19 protein-coding genes are annotated in these 23,731 nt (G+C 70.8%); 9 read left to right on the top strand and 10 right to left on the bottom strand.

The genetic code is table 11. The features are described 5' to 3' along the window. Positions 1 to 228: 228 nt before the first annotated feature. Together typA and ACIPJI_RS09015 are read right to left on the bottom strand one after the other, a co-directional pair. Positions 229 to 2,136: a translational GTPase TypA gene (gene typA, locus ACIPJI_RS09020; RefSeq protein ID WP_307708112.1), complete on the bottom strand. Its 1,908-nt coding sequence runs from the start codon at positions 2,134 to 2,136 to the stop codon at positions 229 to 231. A 369-nt stretch (positions 2,137 to 2,505) separates the two neighbouring features. Then, positions 2,506 to 4,857, bottom strand: a complete 2,352-nt coding sequence (locus ACIPJI_RS09015) for an ABC transporter family substrate-binding protein (protein WP_402245289.1) — start codon at positions 4,855 to 4,857, stop codon at positions 2,506 to 2,508. 320 nt (positions 4,858 to 5,177) lie between these two features. Here ACIPJI_RS09015 and ACIPJI_RS09010 point away from each other — a divergent pair, with 320 nt between their 5' ends. From ACIPJI_RS09010 to ACIPJI_RS08995, 4 genes are all read left to right on the top strand, one after another. Continuing rightward, on the top strand, positions 5,178 to 5,417 hold the full coding sequence (locus tag ACIPJI_RS09010; RefSeq protein WP_307708110.1) for a hypothetical protein: 240 nt from the start codon (positions 5,178 to 5,180) through the stop codon (positions 5,415 to 5,417). Between the two features lie 84 nt (positions 5,418 to 5,501). Beyond that, entirely contained in the window at positions 5,502 to 6,323 is an 822-nt protein-coding gene (locus tag ACIPJI_RS09005) for a hypothetical protein (protein ID WP_307708109.1), read from the top strand. Positions 6,324 to 6,337: 14 nt separating this feature from the next. After that, on the top strand, positions 6,338 to 8,263 hold the full coding sequence (locus ACIPJI_RS09000) for a fumarate reductase/succinate dehydrogenase flavoprotein subunit (protein ID WP_356623227.1): 1,926 nt from the start codon (positions 6,338 to 6,340) through the stop codon (positions 8,261 to 8,263). Further along, a complete protein-coding gene (locus tag ACIPJI_RS08995) occupies positions 8,260 to 9,030 on the top strand; it encodes a succinate dehydrogenase/fumarate reductase iron-sulfur subunit (protein WP_307708107.1) in 771 nt (256 codons plus the stop codon). Before ACIPJI_RS09000 ends, ACIPJI_RS08995 begins: the two co-directional genes overlap by 4 nt. A gap of 56 nt (positions 9,031 to 9,086) precedes the next feature. Here ACIPJI_RS08995 and ACIPJI_RS08990 read toward each other — a convergent pair whose 3' ends face one another. After that, positions 9,087 to 10,163, bottom strand: coding sequence for a hypothetical protein (locus tag ACIPJI_RS08990; RefSeq protein ID WP_356623229.1), 1,077 nt, complete (start codon positions 10,161 to 10,163; stop codon positions 9,087 to 9,089). Positions 10,164 to 10,251: 88 nt separating this feature from the next. Between ACIPJI_RS08990 and ACIPJI_RS08985 the strand changes: the two genes are divergently transcribed. Next, a complete protein-coding gene (locus ACIPJI_RS08985; RefSeq protein WP_402245792.1) occupies positions 10,252 to 12,348 on the top strand; it encodes a TPM domain-containing protein in 2,097 nt (698 codons plus the stop codon). Between the two features lie 74 nt (positions 12,349 to 12,422). Beyond that, positions 12,423 to 13,133, top strand: a complete 711-nt coding sequence (locus ACIPJI_RS08980; RefSeq protein ID WP_402245287.1) for a PspA/IM30 family protein — start codon at positions 12,423 to 12,425, stop codon at positions 13,131 to 13,133. 103 nt (positions 13,134 to 13,236) lie between these two features. On the opposite strand, the gene ACIPJI_RS08975 is transcribed toward ACIPJI_RS08980, so the two are convergent. From ACIPJI_RS08975 to ACIPJI_RS08955, 5 genes are all read right to left on the bottom strand, one after another. After that, on the bottom strand, positions 13,237 to 15,819 hold the full coding sequence (locus ACIPJI_RS08975) for a SpoIIE family protein phosphatase (protein ID WP_402245286.1): 2,583 nt from the start codon (positions 15,817 to 15,819) through the stop codon (positions 13,237 to 13,239). 147 nt (positions 15,820 to 15,966) lie between these two features. After that, complete coding sequence (locus tag ACIPJI_RS08970) at positions 15,967 to 16,383, bottom strand: ATP-binding protein (protein ID WP_402245284.1); 417 nt, start codon at positions 16,381 to 16,383, stop codon at positions 15,967 to 15,969. 126 nt (positions 16,384 to 16,509) lie between these two features. Then, positions 16,510 to 16,938 (bottom strand): (deoxy)nucleoside triphosphate pyrophosphohydrolase, encoded by a 429-nt coding sequence (locus tag ACIPJI_RS08965; protein WP_356623235.1) that lies wholly within the window; start codon positions 16,936 to 16,938, stop codon positions 16,510 to 16,512. Positions 16,939 to 16,990: 52 nt separating this feature from the next. Beyond that, complete coding sequence (locus ACIPJI_RS08960; protein WP_005312482.1) at positions 16,991 to 17,170, bottom strand: hypothetical protein; 180 nt, start codon at positions 17,168 to 17,170, stop codon at positions 16,991 to 16,993. A gap of 203 nt (positions 17,171 to 17,373) precedes the next feature. Beyond that, positions 17,374 to 18,126 carry a GntR family transcriptional regulator gene (locus ACIPJI_RS08955; protein ID WP_159687762.1) on the bottom strand — a complete coding sequence of 251 codons (753 nt, stop codon included), beginning with the start codon at positions 18,124 to 18,126 and terminating at the stop codon, positions 17,374 to 17,376. A gap of 238 nt (positions 18,127 to 18,364) precedes the next feature. Here ACIPJI_RS08955 and ACIPJI_RS08950 point away from each other — a divergent pair, with 238 nt between their 5' ends. Continuing rightward, complete coding sequence (locus ACIPJI_RS08950; protein WP_356623237.1) at positions 18,365 to 19,732, top strand: glycoside hydrolase family 18 protein; 1,368 nt, start codon at positions 18,365 to 18,367, stop codon at positions 19,730 to 19,732. 86 nt (positions 19,733 to 19,818) lie between these two features. On the opposite strand, the gene ACIPJI_RS08945 is transcribed toward ACIPJI_RS08950, so the two are convergent. Continuing rightward, positions 19,819 to 20,091: a hypothetical protein gene (locus tag ACIPJI_RS08945; protein WP_402245281.1), complete on the bottom strand. Its 273-nt coding sequence runs from the start codon at positions 20,089 to 20,091 to the stop codon at positions 19,819 to 19,821. Between the two features lie 118 nt (positions 20,092 to 20,209). Further along, positions 20,210 to 21,787, bottom strand: coding sequence for a S8 family peptidase (locus ACIPJI_RS08940; RefSeq protein WP_402245280.1), 1,578 nt, complete (start codon positions 21,785 to 21,787; stop codon positions 20,210 to 20,212). Between the two features lie 191 nt (positions 21,788 to 21,978). On the opposite strand from ACIPJI_RS08940, the gene ACIPJI_RS08935 reads away from it, so the two are divergent. Next, positions 21,979 to 23,076, top strand: coding sequence for a pyridoxal-phosphate dependent enzyme (locus tag ACIPJI_RS08935; protein WP_402245278.1), 1,098 nt, complete (start codon positions 21,979 to 21,981; stop codon positions 23,074 to 23,076). A 168-nt stretch (positions 23,077 to 23,244) separates the two neighbouring features. Further along, positions 23,245 to 23,724 (top strand): hypothetical protein, encoded by a 480-nt coding sequence (locus ACIPJI_RS08930; protein WP_402245276.1) that lies wholly within the window; start codon positions 23,245 to 23,247, stop codon positions 23,722 to 23,724. Positions 23,725 to 23,731: the final 7 nt, after the last annotated feature.

Genomic DNA, 23,731 nt, shown 5'->3' with positions numbered 1-23,731 from the left:
CCTAAAGGGTCTCGTTTTGACAACATCAGAGAGGGACTCCAGCCCGAAATCCGGACAAAGCGATCCCAGACAGACACCCGCGAAACGGACCGTTAACACATGTTCCGGAGTGCGACGGCCGATATCCGGACACTCGGGCCAGGAAAAAGAGTTGACGAACGGCCCGGCCCTCCACAGTCTCTGCGGAGGGCCGGGCCGTGCGTTCAGCGGTTTTCCAGAGCTTTACCGTCAGCCGTGCTTGGCACGCGAAGCCGCGCGGCCGCGCTCCTTCTGGTCCAGGACGACCTTGCGGATGCGCACCGCCTCCGGGGTCACCTCGACGCACTCGTCGTCACGGCAGAACTCCAGCGACTGCTCCAGCGAGAGCTTGCGCGGCGGGACGATCGCCTCGAACGAATCGGCCGAGGAGGAGCGCATGTTGGTGAGCTTCTTCTCCTTGGTGATGTTCACGTCCATGTCGTCGGAGCGGGAGTTCTCGCCGACGATCATGCCCTCGTACACCTCGGTGCCGGGCTCGGTGAACAGCACGCCGCGCTCCTGAAGGTTCGTCATCGCGAACGCGGTGACGGCGCCGGAGCGGTCGGCGACGAGCGAGCCGTTGTTCCGGGTCTGCAGGGGGCCGAACCAGGGCTCGTGGCCCTCGTGGATGGAGTGCGCGATTCCGGTGCCGCGGGTGTTCGTCAGGAACTCCGTACGGAAGCCGATCAGGCCGCGGGACGGGACCACGAACTCCATGCGGACCCAGCCGGAGCCGTGGTTCGACATGTTGTCCATGCGGCCCTTGCGGACACCCATGAGCTGGGTGACGGCACCCATGTGCTCCTCGGGCACGTCGATCGTCATGCGCTCGACCGGCTCGTGGACCTTGCCGTCGACCAGCTTGGTGACGACCTGCGGCTTGCCGATCGTCAGCTCGAAGCCCTCACGGCGCATCTGCTCGACCAGGATCGCCAGCGCCAGCTCACCGCGGCCCTGCACCTCCCAGGCGTCGGGACGCTCGGTGTCGAGCACGCGCAGCGAGACGTTACCGATCAGCTCGCGGTCCAGCCGGTCCTTGACCTGGCGGGCCGTCACCTTACGGTCCTTGACCGCGGACTTCGCGTCCGCGCCCTTGCCGGTGCCGCCCCGGCCGACCAGCGGCGAGGTGTTGGTGCCCACCGTCATCGAGATCGCCGGCTCGTCGACCGTGATCAGCGGCAGCGCGATCGGGTTCTCCGGGTCGGCCAGCGTCTCGCCGATCATGATGTCCGGAATACCGGCGACGGCGCAGATGTCACCGGGGCCGGCCACCTCGGCCGGCTTGCGGGTGAGCGCCTCGGTCATCATCAGCTCGCTGATGCGGACGTTGGAGATCGTGCCGTCACGCTTGATCCAGGCCACGGTCTGGCCCTTGCGCAGCTCGCCCTGCTCGACGCGGAGCAGCGCGATACGGCCGAGGAAGTTGTCGGCGTCCAGGTTGGTGACGTGAGCCTGCAGCGGGGCGGACTCGTCGTACTCCGGCGCCGGGACGGTCTCGAGCAGCGTGCTGAAGAACGGCTCCAGGCTGGTGCTGTCGGCCGGGACGGTGCCGTCCTCCGGCTTGGTCAGCGAGGCGACGCCGTCACGGGCACAGGCATAGACGATCGGGAACTCGATCTGCTCCTCGGTCGCGTCCAGGTCCAGGAACAGGTCGTACGTCTCGTCGACGACCTCGGCGATCCGGGAGTCCGGGCGGTCCGTCTTGTTGATGCAGAGAATGACCGGCATCTTCGCGGCGAGCGCCTTGCGCAGCACGAAGCGGGTCTGCGGCAGCGGGCCCTCGGAGGCGTCGACGAGGAGGACGACCGCGTCCACCATCGACAGACCGCGCTCCACCTCGCCGCCGAAGTCGGCGTGGCCGGGGGTGTCGATGATGTTGATGGTGACCGGGGCCCCGCCGTCCTTGGGGTGGTACTTCACGGCGGTGTTCTTGGCCAGGATCGTGATGCCCTTCTCACGCTCCAGGTCGTTCGAGTCCATCATGCGGTCGTCGAGCTGCTCCGCGGCGTGCGCGGCGAAGGCGCCGGCCTGCTTCAGCATGGCGTCGACCAAGGTGGTCTTGCCGTGGTCGACGTGGGCGACGATGGCAACGTTACGGATGTCGTGGCGCGTGGGCATGCTGGCTGGCGCTTCTCTCGATCGTGGGATCGGGCGTTGGATGAGATCCTCGTCCGCCCGCCGGGCGGACACGCCACGGCTTGTCCCATGGTACGGGGCCGCCGGGACGCGGGCCTCCCGGAACGATCGGGTCCGGGACGAACGAGGCGGGGATCACGCCGCGGCCGGTACCGGGAGGACCGGCGAAGGCGGTGCACATCGGCAGGTGGGGAGGCTGCCGGTACGAGGGGGGGGTGCATGGACATGCGTGGGCGAGCCTGGGTCAACGAATCGGCACGAGCTTGCCCGCCGGCGGTGCCGGCGGGCAAGGAAATTGAGCCAGTCCTGAGGTTGTGACCTGCGGTTTCTCCTGGCAGACGGTCGGTGCGGCTACTGCTTGGGGGCGGCTGCGGCCGTCTTGAAACCAATGTCCTGGTATCGGGGCTCGGCGAATCCGAAGGCGCCCGCGTTGACCACCTGCTTGCGTACCGCGACCAGCTGCGGGCGCTGGTAGAGCGGAACCGAGCCGGCCGCCGCCCAGATCCTGGCGTCCGCCCTGCGCATCAGGTCACGGGCGGCGTCCGCGTCGAGCTCACCGGCGGCCTGGGTGAAGAGCTGGTCGATGTAGTCCGTACCCACCCGCGTGTAGTTCTGCTCGACGAGGAGCGAGCCGTCGGAGGCCGGCTTGGGCTTGGCGTAGATCGGCCGGGCGTCGGTCGCCGGGAAGGGGCTGGAGGGCCAGGAGTACAGGGCCAGGTCGTAGTCGCCGGACGCGATGTGGTCCTTGAAGAAGCTCGCGTCGTCCACCTTGATGATCTCGGTGCGCACCCCGACCCGGTCGAGCATCTGCGCGATCTTGTCGCCGACCGTGCGCAGCACCTCCGAGCCCGCGCCCGTGGGGAGGACGAAGCGGAGGCTCAGCGGCTTCCCCTCCTTGCCGAGGGCGCCGCCGACGGGTGCGCCGCCGGGTGCCGCCGTACCGCGCGGAGCGTAGGCGCCTGCCATGCCGCCCTTGTCCTCGGCCTTCCTGGCCGCCTTGTCCGCAGAGCCGGCACCGTCGTCGGCGAGCGACGCGGCCTGGCGCCGGACGGCGGCGCTCTGGAGCGCGGCGCCGGTGGCCGGGGCGAGGACGTGCGTGACGCGGGAACCGGATCTCGGGTCATGGGCTGCCGGCTTGTCGTCACCGACGATGTAGAGCCCGTCGTCGGAGGCGGCGTCGTTCTTCTTCTCCGACGCCTTGCCCGAAGGGTGCGAGGACGGCTCGGCGGTGGCCTTGCCCGTCGTCTTCTTCCCGTCCTCCGGCTTGCCGTCCTTGCCGTTCTCCTCCGGCTTCCCGGCCTCGCCGCCCGCCTTGGCCGGCTCCTCTCGCAGCCCTTCGGGCGTCCAGCCGGCGTCGGCGAGCAGCGCCTGCGCCTCCTGGGTGTCCTGCTCCCCGAGTGCGGCGCTGTTGTCGGTGTACGCGGCCTGCCCGGCAAGCGCGAGGTGGTTGCCGGGCGGCTCCGCGGGCAGTCCGAGCGGCGTGAGCACGGCCTCGGCGATCTCCTTGCGGTCCAGCGCCCGGGCGATGGCGCGGCGCACCCGGTCGTCGGCCAGCGGCCCGGACTCGCCGTTCAGCGCGAGCTGGGTGTACGCGGGCTCCAGTGACTTGCGGACCTCGTACTTACTGAGGGCGGACTGCTCCTGCGCGTACTTCTTCTCCGCCTCCGCCGCCCGCTTGCGGGCCTGCTGTGCCACCTCGGCCAGCTCCTCGTCGGAGCCATGGGCCATCGCCCACGACTTCAGGGCGGCGGAGGGAGCCTTGGCGGTGCCGGGGCCGTAGGCCAGCGGACGCCCGCCGCGTCCGGCGTCCTTCACGGCGTAGGCGATACGTTCCGCCGCCGCGGGGTCGACATCCGCCAGGTCGAGGCTTCCGGCGGTGAGCGCGGCGACCCGCTTCTCCCGCGGTACGGCCGACAGCACCAGCTTGTCGAGCTTCGGGCGGTCCCCCCACCAGCGCGGGTTCGGCACGAGCGTGGTGGTGTCGGCCGCCTGGTCGATCTTGGAGATCCGGAACGGTCCCGCCGACACCTTGAGCTTCGTGCGGGCTCCGTCATTGAAGGCCGCCGGAGTCCCGGTCACGTCCTTCGGGTAGAGCGGCGTGAACAGCGACTGCCAGTCCGCGTAGGGCTTGGTGAAGGTGACCTTGACCTCCAGGTCGTTATCACCGCGCTCGACCTTCTGGATCCGGTCGTACCCGGCGTTGCGCGCCGTCCAGTACGAGGAATCCTTTCCGCTCAGCGCGCGCCACTGGGCGAGGAAGTCCGGGGCGCCGATCTCGCGGCCGTCGCTCCACACGGCCTGCTGGTTGAGCTTGTAGAGCACGACCTGCTTGGGCTCCCGCTCGACGATCTCCGCCGATTCGAGATAGTCCGGATTGCGCTGCGGTCGCCCGTCGGCGTCCAGGGTGAACAGCGCCGGCAGCACGGCGCCCGCGATCCGGCCGGTCGTGGCGTCCGCGTCGGCCTGGAAGGAGTTGAGCGTGGCGGGCATCGTGTCGACGGCCCAGCGCAGGGTCCCTCCGTCGGTGACGAGCTCACGGTCGGCGGGTGAGATGTCCTGAGCCGGGGGCTTCCCCCTGCTCTGCTCCTCGCCCGAGCTGCATCCGGCGAGAACGGGGAGTACCAGCACTCCGCTCGCGAGCAGTGCGACGGGGCGGAGCCTTCGGGAGCATGTCCGCCCGCGGGGGGCTTCGACCTGGGACATGGCTTGTACCTCTTCGTCCTGTTTCGTCGAATTTAGGGATGATCACACCGATTCCACTCACTGAAGTGGATGGATTGCCGCGCCGGACGCAGACACGGCGGCGCTTCCGCCAAGGCCACCCGTGCGGGCGAACCGCGAACGCCGCCAACGGGAACAAAAAGGGTGAATATGGGGGGAGTGAGGCTCCGACCATGAGGGGCGCGCTGGCGGCGCATGCGCCGGGAATCCCCGTACGTCCCCTTCACAAGCGGGGATGTGACGCGCGACACTCGCAGGCGCATGAACGACGCCACCGCACCCCGCGGAAGTGAGGGCAAGTCATGTCACAGGAAGATCTCGCGGCCGTCCAGCGCCGCCTCGATGAGCTGGTCCGGCGTGTCGGCCAGCTGGAACAGACCGTCGACCAGCTGCGCGGCTCCCGCCCGCTCACGGGCACCGCCGCGCCGGCCGCGAAGGCCCGTACCGAGCTGGTCACCATCCCCGACGCCCCGTACGACAACGCGCTGTGGACCGATTCCGACGACGAGGGACTGGGCGTGCGCGACCGGCACGCGCCCTGACCGGCCCGGACAGCAGGAGCCGGCCCGCAGGAAGGGCCGGCGGACCGGAGCCCATCCCTGATCCCACTCCACCCGGAGCCTTCGTTGGCCACTGGTACCGAACCACCACAAGTCCATAAGGGCGTGCACGAGGCCACGCGTGCCGCCATCGGCCCCCGCCACCTGCGGACGGACCGCTGGTGGCTGGCCCCGGCCCTGACGGCCGCCGGCCTGCTCGCCTTCATCGTGTACTCGACCTGGCGCGCGTTCGCCAATGCCGACTACTACGCGGCGCCGTACGTCTCGCCCTTCTACTCGCCCTGCCTGGCCGAGAACTGTGAACCGATGCGGTCGGGCCCCAACTGGGAGATCTTCGGCAGCTGGTGGGGCCTGTCGCCCGCGCTGCTCATCCTGATCTTCCCGCTCGGCTTCCGGCTGACCTGCTACTACTACCGCAAGGCCTACTACCGGGGCTTCTGGGCCTCTCCCCCGGCCTGCGCCGTCGCCGAGCCGCACAAGAAGTACTCCGGCGAGACCCGCTTCCCGCTGATCATGCAGAACATCCACCGGTACTTCTTCTACGCCGCCGTGCCGGTCGCCGGGATCCTCACGTACGACACGGTGCTCGCCTTCCGCGACGAGCACTACGAGTGGGGCCACATGGGCCTCGGCACGCTCGTGTTCCTGGTCAACATCGTGCTGATCTGGGCGTACACCATCTCGTGCCACTCGTGCCGGCACATCATCGGCGGCCGGCTGCGGCACTTCTCCAAGCATCCCGTGCGCTACCGCCTCTGGGGCTGGGTCGGCAAGCTGAACGCCCGTCACATGCAGCTCGCGTGGGCGTCGCTGTTCAGCGTCGCGCTCGCCGACCTCTACGTCTACCTCGTCGCGTCCGGCGTCTTCGACGATCCGAGGCTGTTCTAGATGGAAGGTGCTTGATGACCGAGCTCGAACGGCAGCAGTGGGACGTCGTGGTGGTGGGTGCGGGCGGCGCGGGCCTGCGCGCCGCCATCGAGGCGCGCGAGCGGGGCGCGCGTACGGCGGTGATCTGCAAGTCCCTGTTCGGCAAGGCCCACACGGTCATGGCGGAGGGCGGCATCGCCGCCTCCATGGGCAACGCGAACGCGGGCGACAACTGGCAGGTGCACTTCCGCGACACCATGCGTGGCGGGAAGTTCCTCAACCAGTGGCGGATGGCCGAGCTGCACGCCCGCGAGGCGCCCGACCGGGTCTGGGAGCTGGAGACCTGGGGCGCGCTCTTCGACCGCACCGCCGACGGCCGGATCTCGCAGCGCAACTTCGGCGGTCACGAGTACCCGCGTCTCGCCCACGTCGGCGACCGCACCGGACTCGAACTGATCCGCACACTCCAGCAGAAGATCGTCTCCCTCCAGCAGGAGGACAAACGGGAGCTCGGTGACTACGAGGCCGGCCTGAAGGTCTTCCAGGAGTGCACGGTCACCAGGGTGCTCAAGCAGGACGGCAGGGTCTGCGGAGTCTTCTGCTACGAGCGGGAGTCCGGCCGCTTCTTCGTCCTCGAGGCCCCCTCCGTCATCCTGGCCACGGGCGGCATCGGCAAGTCCTTCAAGGTGACCTCCAACTCCTGGGAGTACACCGGGGACGGGCACGCCCTCGCGCTGCTGGCCGGCGCTCCGCTGGTGAACATGGAGTTCGTCCAGTTCCATCCGACGGGGATGGTCTGGCCGCCGTCGGTGAAGGGCATCCTCGTCACCGAGTCGGTGCGCGGCGACGGCGGGGTGCTGCGGAACTCCGAGGGCAAGCGGTTCATGTTCGACTACGTGCCCGACGTGTTCAAGGAGAAGTACGCGCAGTCCGAGGAAGAGGGCGACCGCTGGTACGAGGACCCGGACAACAACCGGCGTCCCCCCGAGCTGCTGCCGCGCGACGAGGTCGCGCGGGCGATCAACTCCGAGGTCAAGGCGGGCCGCGGCTCCCCGCACGGCGGTGTGTTCCTCGACGTCTCCACCCGGATGCCGGCGGACGTGATCCGCCGCCGGCTGCCGTCGATGTACCACCAGTTCAAGGAACTCGCGGACGTGGACATCACGGCGGAGGCCATGGAGGTCGGCCCCACCTGCCACTACGTGATGGGCGGCATCGCCGTCGAGTCCGACACCGCGGGGGCGCTCGGCGTGCCCGGGCTGTTCGCGGCCGGAGAGGTCGCGGGCGGGATGCACGGCTCCAACCGCCTCGGCGGCAACTCGCTCTCCGACCTCCTCGTCTTCGGACGCCGGGCCGGTCTCCACGCGGCCGAGTACGCCCAGCGGCTCCCCGCACGGCCGGCGGTCGACGAGGCACAGATCGACGCCGCGGCGGCGGAGGCCCTGCGCCCGTTCAGCGCCGAGGGTCCACAGGCGGGTGCGGCGCCCGAGAACCCGTACACGCTCCACCAGGAGCTTCAGCAGACGATGAACGACCTGGTCGGCATCATCCGCCGGGCGGGCGAGATGGAGCAGGCCCTGACGAAGCTCGCCGACCTGCGCGAACGGGCGAGCCGTGCCGGGGTCGAGGGGCACCGGCAGTTCAACCCCGGCTGGCACCTCTCCCTGGACCTGCGGAACATGCTGCTGGTCAGCGAGTGCATCGCGCGGGCAGCCCTGGAGCGGACGGAGAGCCGCGGCGGCCACACCCGGGAGGACTGCCCCGGCATGGACCGCGAATGGCGCCGGGTGAACCTGGTGTGCCGGCTCCGGCAGGAGGACGACGCAGCCGGGACCGCCGGAGCCACCGGCCGGATCCGGCTCGAGCGGAGGACCACCGAGCCCATCCGTGCCGACCTGCTCGCCCTTTTCGAGAAGGAAGAGCTGATGAAGTACCTCGCCGAGGAGGAGCTGACCGAGTGAGCGCCTACCAAGCCCGCTTCAAGGTCTGGCGGGGCGACCGGAGCGGCGGCGGCCTCGAGGACTTCACCGTCGAGGTCAACGACGGAGAGGTCGTCCTCGACATCATCCACCGCCTCCAGGCCACCCAGGCGTCCGACCTCGCGGTCCGCTGGAACTGCAAGGCCGGCAAGTGCGGGTCGTGCAGCGCCGAGATCAACGGCCGGCCCCGGCTGCTGTGCATGACCCGGATGTCCGTCTTCACGAGGGACGAGACGATCACGGTCACCCCGCTGCGGGCGTTCCCCGTGGTGCGGGACCTGGTCACCGACGTCTCCTTCAACTACGAGAAGGCCAGGGAGATCCCCGCGTTCGTGCCGCCCCCGGGCGTCGCGGCCGGTGAGTACCGGATGCAGCAGATGGACGTGGAGCGGTCGCAGGAGTTCCGCAAGTGCATCGAGTGCTTCCTGTGCCAGGACACCTGCCATGTGGTGCGCGACCACGAGGAGAACAAGGAGGCCTTCGCCGGCCCGCGGTTCCTGATGCGCATCGCCGAACTGGACATGCATCCGCTGGACTCGGCCGCCGGGACGGGACTGGACCGCAGGACGACGGCACAGGACGAACACGGACTGGGCTACTGCAACATCACCAAGTGCTGTACGGAGGTCTGCCCCGAGGGCATCAAGATCACGGACAACGCGCTGATCCCGATGAAGGAACGGGCCGCGGACCGCAAGTACGACCCGCTGGTGTGGCTGGGCAACAAGATCAGGCGCCGGGAGGGCTGACCGCGTGCGGCGCGGGGGCCGGCGCGAATCCCACGCCGGGCCCCGCCCCTCGGCTGTCAGCACCACCCGTCGCGGTAGGCCTTCCAGTCGCCCTCCTCGGCCGCGAAGTCCACGTACAGCGCGACACCGAAACGCTTCCTGTCGCGGTCCGTGCGTCCGAGGCCCAGCCGGGTGCCGCGGACCGCGGCCTCGACCGTCTCGGCGTTCTCGTGGTGGCCGAGATCGTCCTCGTGGAAGAACGGCAGCCCCATCAGCAGGTCGGTGTCCGGGGGCGTCACCTCGAGCGCGAGGGCGGTCTGCTGCGCGACGTAGCCGCCGTACATGCCCTCCAGCGGCATCCAGGTGTCGTACGACATGACGGCGATCTGGTCGACCCGCCGCGCGACCTCGCCGAAGAACGTCTGCGACCACCACTTCTCCCGGCCGGTGACCGCCGCGTTCACACGGTGCAGGGCGGGCAGCGGGTCGATCTGGTGGGCCGCGACCGACAGCTGCGCCTTACGGTCGCGCGTCAGCTCGCGCAGTGCGTCGAGCAGGGACAGATAGTCGCGGTCCCCCGAGAGCAGCGGCTCCAGGTCGAAGTGGACCCCCTCGAACCCGGCGTCGAGGATCTGCCGGGCGGAGCCCACCACCGCGTCGCGGGACCGTTCGTCCAGGCGCAGTCCGTCCGGCCCGTCGTTGGCGAGCACGTCGCCCAGCCACGCCTGGACGCGGATGCCCGGCATCTCCCGGTGCACGGCGTCGATGAGCCGGCGGGCACGGGGGTAGCGGTCGGCGGGCAGAGTGCCGTCGTGCTCGAGAGGACCGGCGTGCACGTACAGGTCCTTGATGCCGGTGCCGCGGATCCGCTCGGCGAAGGCCCGGACGTCGGCGTCCTTCTTACGGCCGTCCACCCATGCGTGGCCCAGCCAGATCGCGTCCTTGCCGCGGGTGCGGGTGCCGTCCTGGAGGTCGCCCGCGTAGTTGATGCGCAGAGCCACCGCACCGGCGAGCGGTGGGACGAGCAGGACCAGCGCCAGGGCGAGCGCGATCCTCCTCGGCCACTTCAGCCGCGGGCCCCGCCATGCCCGTACGAACGCCCGCACCCTGCCCTTCGGCCGTGCGGCCGTTCCCGTTCCCTCGTTGATCCCCATGAGGTGCAGGACCGGTGATCGGGTACCCGCGGTTCCTGACGGTGTCCGGTCGCGGCGGAACAGAGCCGGACTTAGCCTCCGAAATGTGATGCGAACAGCCGCCCGGATCCTCGTCGCCGTGCTCGCGGCGGCATGGTGGCTGGTCGCGCCCGCCGCCGGAGGAGCCACGGCCGACGACCCCGTCGACCTCTCCCGGCAGGGGCAGATCACCGACCGCACCAACGCCCTGGGCGACCGCGCGGGGCAGGTGTCCCGGGCACTGGACCGCCTGTACGACGAACAGCGGCTGCAGCTGTTCGTCGTCTACGTCAGCGACTTCTCCGGCCGCTCCGCGCAGGACTGGACGGCGCAGACCGCCGCGAAGAACGGGCTGGGCACGAGCGACGTCCTGCTGGCCGTCGCGACCCGCGACCGGCAGTACGCGTACTGGGTCGATGCCGCCTCCCGCCTCACCGACGCACAGCTCGCCGAGGTCGCCCGGACGGCGGTGGAGCCCGCGCTGCGGGAGAACGACTGGGCGGGCGCCGCGATCGGCGCCGCCGACGGCTACGGCGCGGTGCTGTCCGGCGAACCGGTCCCCACGGTGAACATCACGCCCGGCGAGGCCGAGCCCGGCGGCGGTGGCGCGGGTACCGGCGCGGGCGACCTCGTGCTGCCGATCGCGGTCGTCGGCGGCGCCGCCGCCCTCGCCGCGTACACGTACACCAAACGCAAGCGGCGCACGGCGACCCGCACCACGCCCCAGGGCGGCCAGGAGGGCTGGGGCACACCGGAGCAGCCACCGCTGTCGGAGCTCGACGCCAGGGCCAAGGCGGCTCTGGTGGAGACCGACGACGCGGTGCGCACCAGCCAGGAGGAACTCGGCTTCGCCACGGCCCAGTTCGGCGAGGAGGCGGCACAGCCCTTCCACGAGGCCGTGGCGCACGCGCAGCAGGAGCTGACCGCCGCGTTCCGGCTCCGCCAGCAGTTGGACGACGCGTACCCGGAGGACGACGCCACCCGCCGCAGGATGCTCGACGAGATCCTCGCCCGCTGCTCGGAGGCCGATCGCAGGCTCGACGCCGAGGCCGAGGACTTCGACCGGCTGCGGGCCCTGGAACGCAACGCGCCGCAGGCCCTGGACACGGCGGAAGCCGCGTTCCAGGACGTGAACGGCCGGGTCGTCAGCGCGGAGGCCACGCTGGGCGTGATGCGCGAGCGGTACGCGCCGTCGGCGGCGGCCCCCGTCGCGAACGACGTGGAACAGGCGAAGGACCGGCTCGAGTTCGCGACGGCCGCCCTCGAGCGCGCCCGGCAGGCCGTCGAGGCCGACGACAACGGATCCGCCGCGGTCCAGGTGCGGGCGGCGGAAGGGGCCGTCGCCCAGGCCGCCCGTCTGATCGAGGCCGTCGACCGCCGGGCGCAGGAACTGGCGGAAGCGGCCGGAAAGCTGCCGAGCGCGCTGACGGAGACGGAAACCGATCTGGCGGAGGCACGCGGTCTGCTCAAGGGGACGGAGGAAGGCACGTCGACCGCCGGGCTCCAGGGGCGGATCGCCCGAGCGGAGGCGGTCGCCGCGGAGGTGCGCACGGCGACGGAGTCGGGGCGGTACGACCCCATCGACGCACTGCGCCGGGTCGAGGAGGCCGACGCCGCCCTGGACGAGGCGCTGGCCGGGATCCGGGAACAGGAACAGGGGACGCGGCGCGCCCTGGCCCTGCTGGACAGGGCCCTGCTCGGCGCGCGCTCCGGCATCGGCGCCGCCGCGGACTACATCACCACGCACCGCGGCGCCGTCGGCAGCGAGGCCAGGACCCGGCTGGCGGAGGCCCAGCGCCGGCTGGAGCGGGCACAGACGCTCGCCGGCGCGGACGGCATCGGCGAGATCGGCACCGGCGGTGATCCGCAGGCGGCACTGGCCGAGGCACAGCGGGCGGACTGGCTGGCGCAGCAGGCGCAGAGCCTCGCCGAGAACGATGTGCGCGACTTCCGGAACCCGTTCGGTCCGGTCGGTACGCCAGGGGGCCGGGGCGCCGGAGGCGGGCTCGGGGGCGCGGTGCTCGGCGGGATCCTCCTCGGCGGGATGCTCGGCGGCGGGGGAAGGGGCGGCGGCATGGGCGGAGGGTTCGGCGGGGGTTTCGGCGGCGGGCCCGGCAGCTTCGGCGGTGGTGGCACGCGGGGCCGGATGGGCGGTGGCCGTTTCTGATGTACGCCGGCCCGAAGCGCGCACGCCGGCCCGTATTCCGTTTGGCGTTCAGGAGCCGTTCAAGGAGCAGTGGCATGACCAAGCAGACCGTTCTCGGGCGGGTCACCCAGCTGGCCAGGGCGAACATCAACGCGCTGCTGGACCAGGCAGAGGACCCGCAGAAGATGCTCGACCAGCTGATCCGCGACTACACGAACAACATCGTGGAGGCGGAACAGGCGGTGGCGAGCACCATCGGCAACCTGCGCCTCATGGAACAGGACCATCAGGAGGACATGGAGGCCGCCCAGGAATGGGGCAGCAAGGCGCTGGCGGCCAGCAGGAAGGCGGACGAGCTCCGCGGGGCGGGACGGACGGCGGACGCCGACAAGTTCGACAACCTGGCGAAGGTCGCCCTCGGCAGACAGCTCCGGTCCGAGCGGGAGGCGAAGACCGCGGAGCCCACGATCGCCTCCCAGACGGCAGTCGTCGACAAGCTCAAGTCCGGCCTGGAACAGATGAAGGCGAAGCTGGGGCAGCTCCAGGCGAAGCGGGACGAGCTGGTGGCCAGAGCGAAGTCCGCCGAGGCGCAGAACCGGATGATGGACGCCGTGAAGAGCGTCGACGTGCTCGACCCGACGAGCGAACTCCACCGCTTCGAGGACAAGGTCCGGCGGGAGGAGGCGAGGGCGCTCGGGAAGCAGGAACTGGCGGCGTCGTCGCTGGACGCGCAGTTCGAGGAGCTGGAGAGCGTGGGGGAGGAAGCGGAGATCGAGGCGAGGTTGGCGGCGCTGAAGTCTGCGTAGGGGTGGGCCGGGGGGTGGCCGCTGCGCGGGGCCCGTCCGCGCCCCTTCCCGCGGTATCGATGTGCGGCTCCGCCGCGTGGGGGCTCCGCCCGGACCACCTGTCTCAGAACATGCTCAGCAGCTGCTCCACCGTCGGCTCCGCCGACCCCTCGCCGTCCGGCAGTGCCAGTTCGAACCACACCGTCTTGCCGCGCGGCGTACGCCGGGAGCCCCACGCCGCGCTCAGGAGGCCGACCAGTTGGAGGCCGCGGCCGCCCTCGTCGGTGTCGCGGGCGCGGCGGCGTCGGGGCTGGACGAGGCCGGCGTCCCACACCTCGCAGACCAGGGTCCGGTCCCGAAGCAGCCGCAGCCGGATCTCGCCCTCGCCGTACCGCAGCGCGTTGGTGACCAGTTCGCTGACGAGCAGTTCGACCGTGTCGACGAGGGCCTCGAGGTCCCAGGCGGTCAGCTGGGCGCGGGCCAGTTCGCGGGCCCGGCCCACGGAGCGGGGTTCGCGGGGCAGGCGCCAGTCGCCCACGGCTTCGGTCGGCAGACCCTGTATACGGGCCATCAGCAGCGCGATGTCGTCCTCGCCGTGCCGGGTGTCGAGAGCGCCGAGCACGTGGTCGCAGACGTCCTCGAGGGGGCGTACCGGGTCGGCGAGGGCGGCGCGGAAGGCACGCAGACCCTCTTCGAGCGGATGGTCGCGGGACTCGACCAGACCGTCGGTGTAGAGGGCGAGGAGGGACCCCTCGGGTACTTCGATCTCCACCTCCTCGAAGGGTTCTCCGCCCACGCCGAGCGGCATGCCCGGCGGCACGTCGAGCAGCAGGGCCTCTTCGCCGGGTTCGACGAGAACGGGCGGCAGGTGGCCCGCGTTGGCGAAGGTGCAGCGTCGGGTGACCGGGTCGTACACGGCGTAGACGCAGGTCGCGAGGTACACCTCGGAGAGGTCCGCGTCGCGGGACGTGTGGGCGACGCGGGAGGGGACCTGGGCGCCGCCCGAGGTGCGGCCGCCCTTGGCGGGGCTGCCGAGCCCGCGGGCGATCTCGTCGAGCGCGGAGAGCACTTCGGCGGGTTCCAGGTCGAGCAGGGCCAGGGTCCTCACGGCGGTGCGCAGTTCGCCCATGGCGACGGCGGCACGCAGTCCGCGGCCCATCACGTCCCCGACGACCAGGGCGGTGCGGTGGCCGGGGAGTTCTATGACGTCGAACCAGTCGCCGCCGACTTCGGTGGCGGTGGTGCCGGGCAGATAGCGGCAGGCGATGTCGAGACCGGCGGCCTCCGGGTCGCCGGGGGGCAGCAGACTGCGCTGGAGGATGAGGGCGCGTTCGTGCTCCCTGCGGTACAGGCGGGCGTTGTCGATGCAGACGGCGGCGCGGGCCGCGAGTTCGACCGCGAGGGCCCGGTCCCGCTCCCCGAAGGGCTCGCTGCCCTTGGTGCGGGAGAACTGCACCAGTCCGACGACGGTGTCGTGCGCCACCATCGGTACGGCCAGCGTCGACTGGACGAGGCTGCCGTCCTCGCCGGGGATCGACCGGACGGCTGCCGTGCGCAGCGCGCCGGCGCACGGCGAGTTGAACGGGTAGCGGTGGACCTCGCCGACCGCGGTGGGGGCGCTTCCTTCGGCCACGCAGCCCGGGGTGGTCATCAGCGGGGCGTCGGAGACGGCGCTGGCGAAGGCGACCCTGCGCAGTTCGGCACTGCCTCCTCCGAAGCCCTCGGAGCGGGCGGAGCCCCCCTGTCCGGGCGGGGCCTCTTCGCCGGTGAGCAGTCCCTGGTACAGGTCGACGGAGGCGAGGTCGCAGAAGCCGGGGACGGCGACGTCGAGGAGTTCGCGGGCAGTGGTCTCCAGGTCGAGGGAGTTGCCGATCCGGGCGCTCGCCTCGTTGAGGAGGGCGAGGTTCCGGCGGGCGTTCGCGGCCTCGCGGGCGGCGATGTGACGGCGTGTGACATCCGTGCCGACTCCGGCGACCCCGACGGGCCTGCCCGATCCGCCGTGCACCCGGTAGAGGTTGATCGACCAGTGCCTGCGGTCGGTGCTGCCTGGTGCCGTGCCGACGATCTGGAGGTCGGTGACGGGCTCACCGGTCTCCAGGACCCTGCGCAGGGAGGCGTTCATCCGCTCCGCCTCGGGGCGGGAGAGGTAGTCGTGGACGGTGCGGCCGCGGTGGTCCTCCGCGGCGCCGCCGAAGACGGTGGCGAAACGCTGGTTGGCGCGCTGCACGGTGAGGTCGGTACCGAAGAGCAGGAAGCCGAAAGGAGATTGGCCGAATATGGCCTGCGATGCGGCGAGGTCCGTCTCTATGCGGCGCAGCGCGCGAACGTCGACGACGATGCACAGCGCGCCCTGTTCGCCCTGGGCCGTCTCACTGGGCATCACATAGATCTCGGCGAGACCGTGCGCCCGGCCGCCGCCCGGCATCCGGAAGGGGACGAGTCCGGTCCACTCCTTGCCGTCGAGGATCTCGGCCAGTCTGCGGCGTCCTCGGGGCCGGAGCTCCGCGGGCATGAAGACCTCGACCGGGTCCTGGCCCCTGGCCTCGTCGGCAGTGATGCCGAACAGTTCCACGGCCCGGTCGCTCCACTGCTCGACCAGACCGTCGTGGCCGATCGAGAAGGAGGCCACCTTGATGTAGTCATAGATCGAGCCAGGCGGGCTGCTCTGCCATACGACATCGCTCGCCGTCTCAGGTATTTCGCTCACGCGACCGTCCCCTCCAGCTCACCGCACCGGACCGGCCATGACCGCAGTATTCAGCACTACGGCTCCCACCGACACGGCGTTCACGATCACAGAGCGGTCTCGTTCGTTTTGAGCCGACTCCGGCGTGATCGTCGTCCCTGAAGACTTCTAACCAGCGAGAGCCAGCTCGAACCACACGGTCTTGCCCGTCCTGCCCCGGCGCGTGCCCCACCGCCGGGCGGAACAAGCCACCAGTTGCAGCCCTCGTCCGCTCTCGTCCTCGCTGCGCGCCGGCCTTTTCACGGGCGGATCCGGAAGGGGATCGGAGACCTCCACCAGCAGGACCGGCGCGGCGCCGGAGGGGTCGCGGCGGCTCAGGCGAAGGTTGATCGGGCCAGGGGTGTAGCGCTGGGAATTGGTCACCAGCTCGCTGACCAGGAGCACCGTCAGATCACCGACGGCGGCGTCGATTCCCCACAGCCGGAGGGTGTCGCGGACCGCGTGCCGGGCCGCGCGCACCACGTTCGGTTCGGCCGGAAAAGTCCACTCGGCGCATTCGCCTCGGGTGCCGATCACGCCGATCACTTCCCCGGATCACCAGCGGAACCATGTCCTGTTTCAGGGGGTTAATCAGCACATACCCTGTTTGTCGCTCTCATTACCTTCCACGAACCGCAATGGCCGCACCTGTTGCCCGGGACGGCGATGGCCTCAGCGGTGCGCACCCTCGCCGGTCCCCTCGGCCCGCTCGTGCCGGTGGCGCGCGCAGGCGGCGACCGCGGGTACGTCCTGGTCGAGCCAGTCGACGGCGTCGAGCTCGTCGGGCGCGAGCCAGCGCAGGGCGTCGTGGTCCTGAAGCGGTCTGGGCTCACCGGACAGCAGCCGGACCGTCCACACCTGGAGCACGTAGCCCGCCCGCAGCGGCCACTCGCCGGGGACCCGGTCCACCGCCTCCGTCTCGATACCCAACTCCTCGCGCAGTTCTCGCACGAGCGCCTGCTCGGGACTCTCCCCCGGCTCCAGCTTGCCGCCGGGCAGCTCCCAGCGGCCGGCCAGTTCGGCGGGCGCACTGCGCCGCGCGGCGAGGAGCCGCCCCTCGTCGTACACGGCTCCGGCCACTACCACCACGCGATCAGTCATGCGGCGGAGCGTACTGGGCCCGAGCGACGGGGTGCGTGCGCCGGCGGCGCCGTCAGCGGGCCGTCCGGCCGACCCGTTCGACCCAGTAGAGGCGCTGGTGGCCGCGTCCGTCGAGGGCGTCCGCGATCTTCTGCGCCTCCGCCTCTGTCGCGTACCGGCCGACGCGGTAACAGTTGCCGTTGCCGTCCTGCCGTATGACGAGCCAGGGCAGAACAGCGCCGCTGTCGGTCATCGCGCCCCTCCCTCGGTCGGCCCGTTTGTCCGTAACGATCGCCAGGAAACCGCAGTACGCATATGCCCAAGCCTACGCCTGACGTTCACTGAGCGGATACGGGTTTTCACAAAGAGACAGGAAGAGGGGCGCATCCGACTGGATACGCCCCTTGCCCCCGTACCGGTGGCCTCTGCGGCGCCCGCCCCGGTACCGCAGAAAGGTCACCTCACGGGCAGGTGGTACGCGATGCGGTAGCGGTCCGCGGGCACGACGACGTCGGCGGTCTCCACCGCACGGCCCGAGGCGTAATACGTACGCTCGACGACCATCACCACATGGCCCGGCACGCCGCCGAGGGTCAGCAACTCCTCCGCGAGGCCGGGCCGGGCGCCGACCTCTTCCACCACGTTGTCCACCACGATGTCGATGGCGGCCATCCGCTCGACGACTCCGCAGCCGCCGAGCGGACCCTCCTCGGGCAGCATGACCGGCGTGCGGCCGGTGACTTCGAGCGGCTCCCAGGAGGTGGAGAGCATCATCGCCTCGCCCGCGTCCCGGAAGACATAGCGCGTGCGCATCACGCGGGCGCCGAGCTCGATGCCCAGCCGCGCCGCCACCTCCGGGGTCGCCGCCTCCTGCTCGCTGCTGGACTCCCACGTCCCCCGGGCACCCTCCTCCGCCTGCTCCTGACGGAACGGGCTGGCTCCCGACGGCGGCCGGAAGCCGGACCGGGCGACCCGGCGCGGCACGGGCCGCTCCCGCACATACGTCCCCGAGCCCGAGCGGCCCTCCACGAGCCCTTCCGCCATCAGGACCTTGCGCGCCTCGAGGGCGACCGTGTCCGAGACGCCGTACTCCTCGCGGATGCGGGCCTGCGAGGGGAGGCGGGTGTGCGGCGGCAGCGAGCCGTTCACGATCTTCTCGCGGAGATCGCTCGCAACGCGCAGATAGGCGGGCTGCTCACCGAATGTCACTGGCCACTCCCCATCAGGTTGACAGACTGCAACAGCGTCGCAACCGTCGGTTGCTAACCGCAAGTGTGGGCCAACGTTTCACCCGAAGTGATGATTTGCCGCTGAGCAGAGGTTTACCGCGGGTACGGGCCATCCGGCGGCGGTACCCCTTGACCGCAATGGTCCATACCAATACGTTCCTGCGCACACGACACCGTTCTCGGAACCCGTTTCCGGCACGCGCACAGGAATGAGCCCGATGCGTCGAAGAACCTTTGTCCGGGCGGCCGTTGCCGTCTGCTCGCTCTCGCTCGTCGCCACCCTCGCCCCCGCCGCCGTCGCCACCTCGGCCCAGGAAGAGGACCGGGGCAGCGGCCACAGCCACCACAAGCAGTCGTACAAACGTGTCGGCTACTTCACCCAATGGGGCGTCTACGGCCGGGACTTCCAGGTCAAGGACATGGACACCAGCGGCCAGGCCGCCAGACTCACCCACATCAACTACGCCTTCGGCAACGTGAACGCCGAAGGCAGATGCTTCACCGGGAACGTCCCCGGCGAGGCCGACGCCTGGGCGGACTACGTCAGGCCGCTGGAGGCGCAGGACTCGGTCGACGGCGTCGCGGACACCGCGGAGCAGCCGCTCGCCGGCAACTTCAACCAGCTGCGCGAGCTCAAGGCCGAGCACCCCGGCCTGAAAGTCATGATCTCGCTGGGCGGCTGGAGCTGGTCCACCCACTTCTCCGACGCGGCCCGGACGCCCGAGTCGCGCAAGGCGCTCGTCTCCTCCTGCATCGACCTCTACATCAAGGGCAATCTGCCGGCCGACGGGGCGCGCGGCGGCGAGGGCGCGGCGGCCGGCCTGTTCGACGGCATCGACATCGACTGGGAGTGGCCGGGCTCCGAGGGTGACGCCGACACCGTGTACCGGCCCGAGGACAAGCAGAACTTCACGGCGCTGGTGCACGAGTTCCGCACCCAGCTGGACGCGTACGCCACGTCGCAGCACAAGGCCAGGGGCGGCAAGCGCAAGCACTACGAACTGTCCGCCTTCGTGCCGACCGCGCCGGCCAAGATCGACGCCGGTTTCGAGGTCCGCAAGATCATGCGGGACTTCGACTTCGTCAACCTCCAGGGCTACGACTTCCACGTCTCCGGCGAGAAGACCACCGCCCAGCAGTCGGCGCTGTACGCCAGAGGCGACTTCAGCGTCGACCAGACCGTCCGCGACTGGCTGCGGCGCGGTGCGCCGGCACGCAAGCTGGTGGTCGGCATGCCCTTCTACGGGCAGGGGTGGACCGGAGTGACCGGCGGGGGCGACGGCATGGGCCGGCCCGCGACGGCACCCGCCCCGGCGACCTGGGCGGCCGGCTACGAGGACTACAAGGCCCTCAAGAAGCTCGCGGACTCCGGTGCCTACAAGGTCCACCGCGACCGGCGCAACGGGCACGCGTGGCTCTTCGACGGCACGACCCTGTGGACGTACGACGATCCCGCGGTGCTGCGCGCCAAGACCTCGTACATCCGCGACCGTGGCCTCGGCGGCGCGATGTTCTGGTCGCTCGACGGGGACACCGCCGACGGCGAGCTGACGGCCGCGGTCGACGGCGGGCTGAGCCGCCGCTGACCGGGTGCGGCCCCGTACGGATCCATGTCCGTACGGGGCCGTGCCCCGCCCGGGACAGGTGCCGCGGTGGCCGGACCGGCACGCGCTCACTCGCCGGTCGCGTACTCCTCCTCCGGCGGCGGGGTGGTGCTCAGGCCCAGGGCGTCCCGGGCGGCGATCCGCGCCGCGGTGGTCAGCGCCTCCTCCGCGGCGGTCACATGCGTCCGGAAGGCGTCCTCGTCCGCCGCCTTCGCGGCGACGGACCATTCCTTGCCGGACGCCTCGAACCGCTCGGCCCTCGTCGCCAGTGAGGGGGACGCGCCCTCGGGCCAGGAGCCGTTGCGCAGGGCCTCCGCCTGCTCGGCCAGGACGGTGGACATCTCCCGGGCCCGACTCCGGTACGGCGAAGGGGCGGCCGCTCACGCGACCGCCCCTCATCTGCTCAGCCTGTCATCGGCTCATGGCCTCATGGCGCATGGGCTGTGCGGGCTCCCTCACTCAGAACTGCAGCGCCCAGGAGTCGATCTTCCCGGTGTCGTACGACGCGTTGTCGCTGACCCGCAGCTTCCAGGTGCCGTTGGCCGCTTCCGACGACGCGTTCACCGTGTAGGTGGTGATCACGTTGTCCAGGCTGCCGCCGGACCCGTACGCCTTGAGGTTGTACACGGAACCGTCGGGAGCGACGAGGTCGATCCGCAGGTCACCGACGTAGGTGTGCTTGATGTCGACCGGCACGCGAAGGCTGGTCGGCGCGTTGCCGGCGACTCCGCTGACGGTGATCGGCGACTCGACGGTGGAGCGGTCGCTGATCGCGTAGTCGTTGAGGTTCTCGAACCGGTCGCCGGTGGGCGGCTCTGTGCCGCCGTCGCCGACGAAGAGGAGACGGTTCGGCGAACCGGTACCCGGGCTGGTCACGACGCCGCTGGTGGCGGCGGTGGTCAGGGCCGTGGACACCTGAGCCGGGGTCGCGGTCCTGTTCTGCGCCAGGTACAGCGCAGCCGCGCCGGCGACGTGCGGCGTCGCCATCGAGGTGCCGGAGATGGTGTTCGTCGCCGTGTCACCGGTGTTCCACGCCGACTTGATCGACGAGCCGGGGGCGAAGATGTCCAGCACGCTGCCGTAGTTGGAGAAGCTGGAGCGGGCGTCGGAGCTGGTGGTGGAGCCGACGGTGATGGCCTCCGCGACGCGCGCGGGCGAGTAGTTGGAGGCGTTGGAACCGTCGTTGCCCGCCGCCACCGCGTAAGTGACGCCGGAGGCGATGGAGTTGCGCACGGCGGTGTCGAGGGCCGTGTCGATGCCGCCGCCGAGGCTCATGTTGGCGACTGCCGGCTTGACGGCGTTCCGCGTCACCCAGTCGATACCGGCGACGACCTGCGCGGTGGTGCCGGAGCCGGAGTTGTTGAGCACACGGACGCCGACGATCTTGGCCTTCTTGGCCACACCGTAGGAGGAGCCCGCGACGGTACCGGCGACGTGGGTGCCGTGGCCGTTGCCGTCCTGCGCCGTGTTGTCGTTGTCGATGGCGTCGTAGCCGTTGAAGGCACGGCCACCGAAGTCGCTGTGGGAGATGCGCACACCGGTGTCGATGATGTACGCGGTGACCCCCTCACCGGCGGTGTCGGGGTAGGTGTAGCTCTGGTTCAGCGGCAGCGCCTTCTGGTCGATCCGGTCGAGACCCCAGGAAGGCGGGCTCGGCTGGGTGCCAGAGATCTTGAAGACACGGTTCTGCACGACGGACTCGACGGCCGGGTCCGCGGCGAACTTCTTCGCCTGCGCCTCGGAGACCTTGACGGCGTAACCGTTCAGAGCGGCGTTGTACGTCTTCTCGATCTTCGCGCCGTACTTCGCCGCGAGGCGCTTGCCCGCCCTGGAACCGGCGTCGCCCGCGGACTCCTCGAGGGTGACGATGTAGCTGCCCTCGATGGCTCCGGGCGCGCCCGCGTTCTCGATGACACCCGTGGGCGCCGGCAGGGCGGCGGAGGCCGGAAGGGCGGAGACCGTGCCGAGTGCGAGCGCGGCGACGGATATGGCGCTGGCCGCGGCAAGTCTTCGCCGCGAGTCACGCATCACAGACATGTGAGGGGTCCTCCTCATTGGTGGTGCGTTGCTGTGGGGGATTACGACAGGAGCATGCCAATGACGCGGCCCCAAATCCGCGTCATGTGCGTACGCCTACCGAGCGAAAGATTGACCGATCCATAGGAATCCCACAAGAGGCCCGACCGCCAGGTAACAAGCGCGCCACACAACTGACATGCTGGCGAACCATGACGACGTACCGCTGCCCCGACTGCGGAACCAGTTCGCCGGTCGATTCTGCCACCTGGTGCTGCCCGGACTGTCGCGGGCCCTGGGACCTGGACTTCCTTGCCTCGCCGGTCCCCCTCGCCGAGCTGCCGGGCCGGGTGAATTCCCTGTGGCGTTACGCGGAGGCGCTGCCGCTGACCGCTCCCGTCACCTCCCTCGGGGAGGGCCGCACCCCGCTCGTCCCGCTCACCGGGACCGTCTCCGTGAAGCTCGACTTCCTCACGCCGACACTGTCCTTCAAGGACCGCGGCGCGGTGATGCTGGCCGAGCTCGCCCGGCGCCTGCCCGGAGAGCCGCGCCGCGTGATCGCCGACAGCAGCGGCAACGCGGGGACGGCCGTCGCCGCGTACTGCGCGCGGGCCGGACTGGACTGCACGGTCTTCGTCCCCGAGGCCACCTCCGCCAAGAAGGTCGAGCAGATCCGGGCACACGGCGCACGGCTGGAACTCGTCCCCGGTGACCGGGAGGCCACGGCCGAGGCGGCCCGCGCCGCGGCCGGCGGCGAAGGGGTCTTCTACGCGAGCCACGTGTACAACCCCTACTTCCTGCACGGCACCAAGACGTACGTGTACGAGCTGTGGGAGGACCTCGGCGGCCGGCTGCCGGAGGCGATCGTGGTCCCCGTCGGCAACGGCACGCTGCTGCTGGGCGCGGCCCAGGCACTGACCGAGCTCCACTCGCACGGCCTGATCGACTCCCGCCCGGCGCTGATCGCGGTTCAGGCGGAGGCCGTCTCGCCGCTGGCCGCGGCGTTCCACGCGGGCGCCGACGACCTGCTGGAGCGCTCCCCCGCCCGCCCGACGCTCGCCGAGGGCATCGCCATCCCGAACCCGCCGCGGGCACGGCAGATCCTGCGGGCGGTACGGGAGTGGGGCGGGACGTTCCTGACCGTCACGGAGGACGAGATCCGGCAGGCCCAACGCGACCTCGCGGGGCGGGGCCTGTTCGTCGAGTCGACGGGTGTGGCCTGCTGGGCGGCGGCCGGCGGCTGGACCGACCGCACGGCGGTCGTGCCGCTGTGCGGAGCGGGGCTGAAGACGGGGACGGCCCCGGCCTGAGGCGCCCCTGTGGACATCCGGCATGCTCCTGTGACGCGCTCTCTCCCTTACGGCCCGACCAGCGGGGCCCGGTGCTCCTGGAGCGCCCGACCAGCGGGCCCGGTGTTCCTGGAGCGCCCGGCCTGACCGCTCCGGCGTTACGATCGGCCGGTCGACAAGGGGGCGGGGATGCGGAACGTGTCACGGCGGGCCGTGCTGGTCCTGGGGGCAGGGGCGGTCGCGTCCGCCTGCTCCGGAACGGAACCGCAGGACGGTGTGGACGAGGGGCCGGTCCGTACGGATACGGAGCCGCTGGAGAAGGCGTTCGCGCTCCTCGGGCCGTTGAGTGACGCGCACTGGCTCGGCTACGACCGGGTGAAGAACAACGACGGCCGGTCGGTGCCCGGCCCGTCCGACATCCGGGTCGTCGGTTTCGCCCGGCTCGCGGACGGCAAGGCGGCCGAGCTGACGTCGGTCACGGAGCGCGCGTTCGCGCCGGAGCCGCTCGGTGAACTGCCCGAGCAGCTGGCCGCGTTCGCGCCCGAGGACGCGCGGTGGCAGCACAGTGCGGCCTTCGACGACGAGATCACCGGCGGCGCGTACCCCGGCCGGTTCCTGCTGTCGCCGGCCACGGGAACCGTCTGCTTCGACGCGCTCAACGCGACGTAGCGGCCGC

The sequence above is a fragment of the Streptomyces sp. NPDC086835 genome, from assembly GCF_044745705.1.
GTDB lineage: Bacteria > Actinomycetota > Actinomycetes > Streptomycetales > Streptomycetaceae > Streptomyces.
The sequence above is the reverse complement of the archived record's forward strand: the minus strand, read 5'-3'. Positions and strand labels throughout refer to the sequence as shown.

Coding starts and splice junctions, on each gene's coding strand:
- ACIPJI_RS09010 (WP_307708110.1), top strand. CDS start 5,178: ATGTCACAGGAAGATCTCGCGGCCGTCCAGCGCCGCCTCGATGAGCTG.
- ACIPJI_RS08965 (WP_356623235.1), bottom strand. CDS start 16,938: ATGACTGATCGCGTGGTGGTAGTGGCCGGAGCCGTGTACGACGAGGGG.
- ACIPJI_RS08945 (WP_402245281.1), bottom strand. CDS start 20,091: ATGTCCACCGTCCTGGCCGAGCAGGCGGAGGCCCTGCGCAACGGCTCC.
- ACIPJI_RS08985 (WP_402245792.1), top strand. CDS start 10,252: ATGCGAACAGCCGCCCGGATCCTCGTCGCCGTGCTCGCGGCGGCATGG.
- ACIPJI_RS08950 (WP_356623237.1), top strand. CDS start 18,365: ATGCGTCGAAGAACCTTTGTCCGGGCGGCCGTTGCCGTCTGCTCGCTC.
- ACIPJI_RS08935 (WP_402245278.1), top strand. CDS start 21,979: ATGACGACGTACCGCTGCCCCGACTGCGGAACCAGTTCGCCGGTCGAT.
- ACIPJI_RS08960 (WP_005312482.1), bottom strand. CDS start 17,170: ATGACCGACAGCGGCGCTGTTCTGCCCTGGCTCGTCATACGGCAGGAC.
- typA (WP_307708112.1), bottom strand. CDS start 2,136: ATGCCCACGCGCCACGACATCCGTAACGTTGCCATCGTCGCCCACGTC.
- ACIPJI_RS08980 (WP_402245287.1), top strand. CDS start 12,423: ATGACCAAGCAGACCGTTCTCGGGCGGGTCACCCAGCTGGCCAGGGCG.
- ACIPJI_RS09000 (WP_356623227.1), top strand. CDS start 6,338: ATGACCGAGCTCGAACGGCAGCAGTGGGACGTCGTGGTGGTGGGTGCG.
- ACIPJI_RS08990 (WP_356623229.1), bottom strand. CDS start 10,163: ATGGGGATCAACGAGGGAACGGGAACGGCCGCACGGCCGAAGGGCAGG.
- ACIPJI_RS08940 (WP_402245280.1), bottom strand. CDS start 21,787: ATGTCTGTGATGCGTGACTCGCGGCGAAGACTTGCCGCGGCCAGCGCC.
- ACIPJI_RS08930 (WP_402245276.1), top strand. CDS start 23,245: ATGCGGAACGTGTCACGGCGGGCCGTGCTGGTCCTGGGGGCAGGGGCG.
- ACIPJI_RS09015 (WP_402245289.1), bottom strand. CDS start 4,857: ATGTCCCAGGTCGAAGCCCCCCGCGGGCGGACATGCTCCCGAAGGCTC.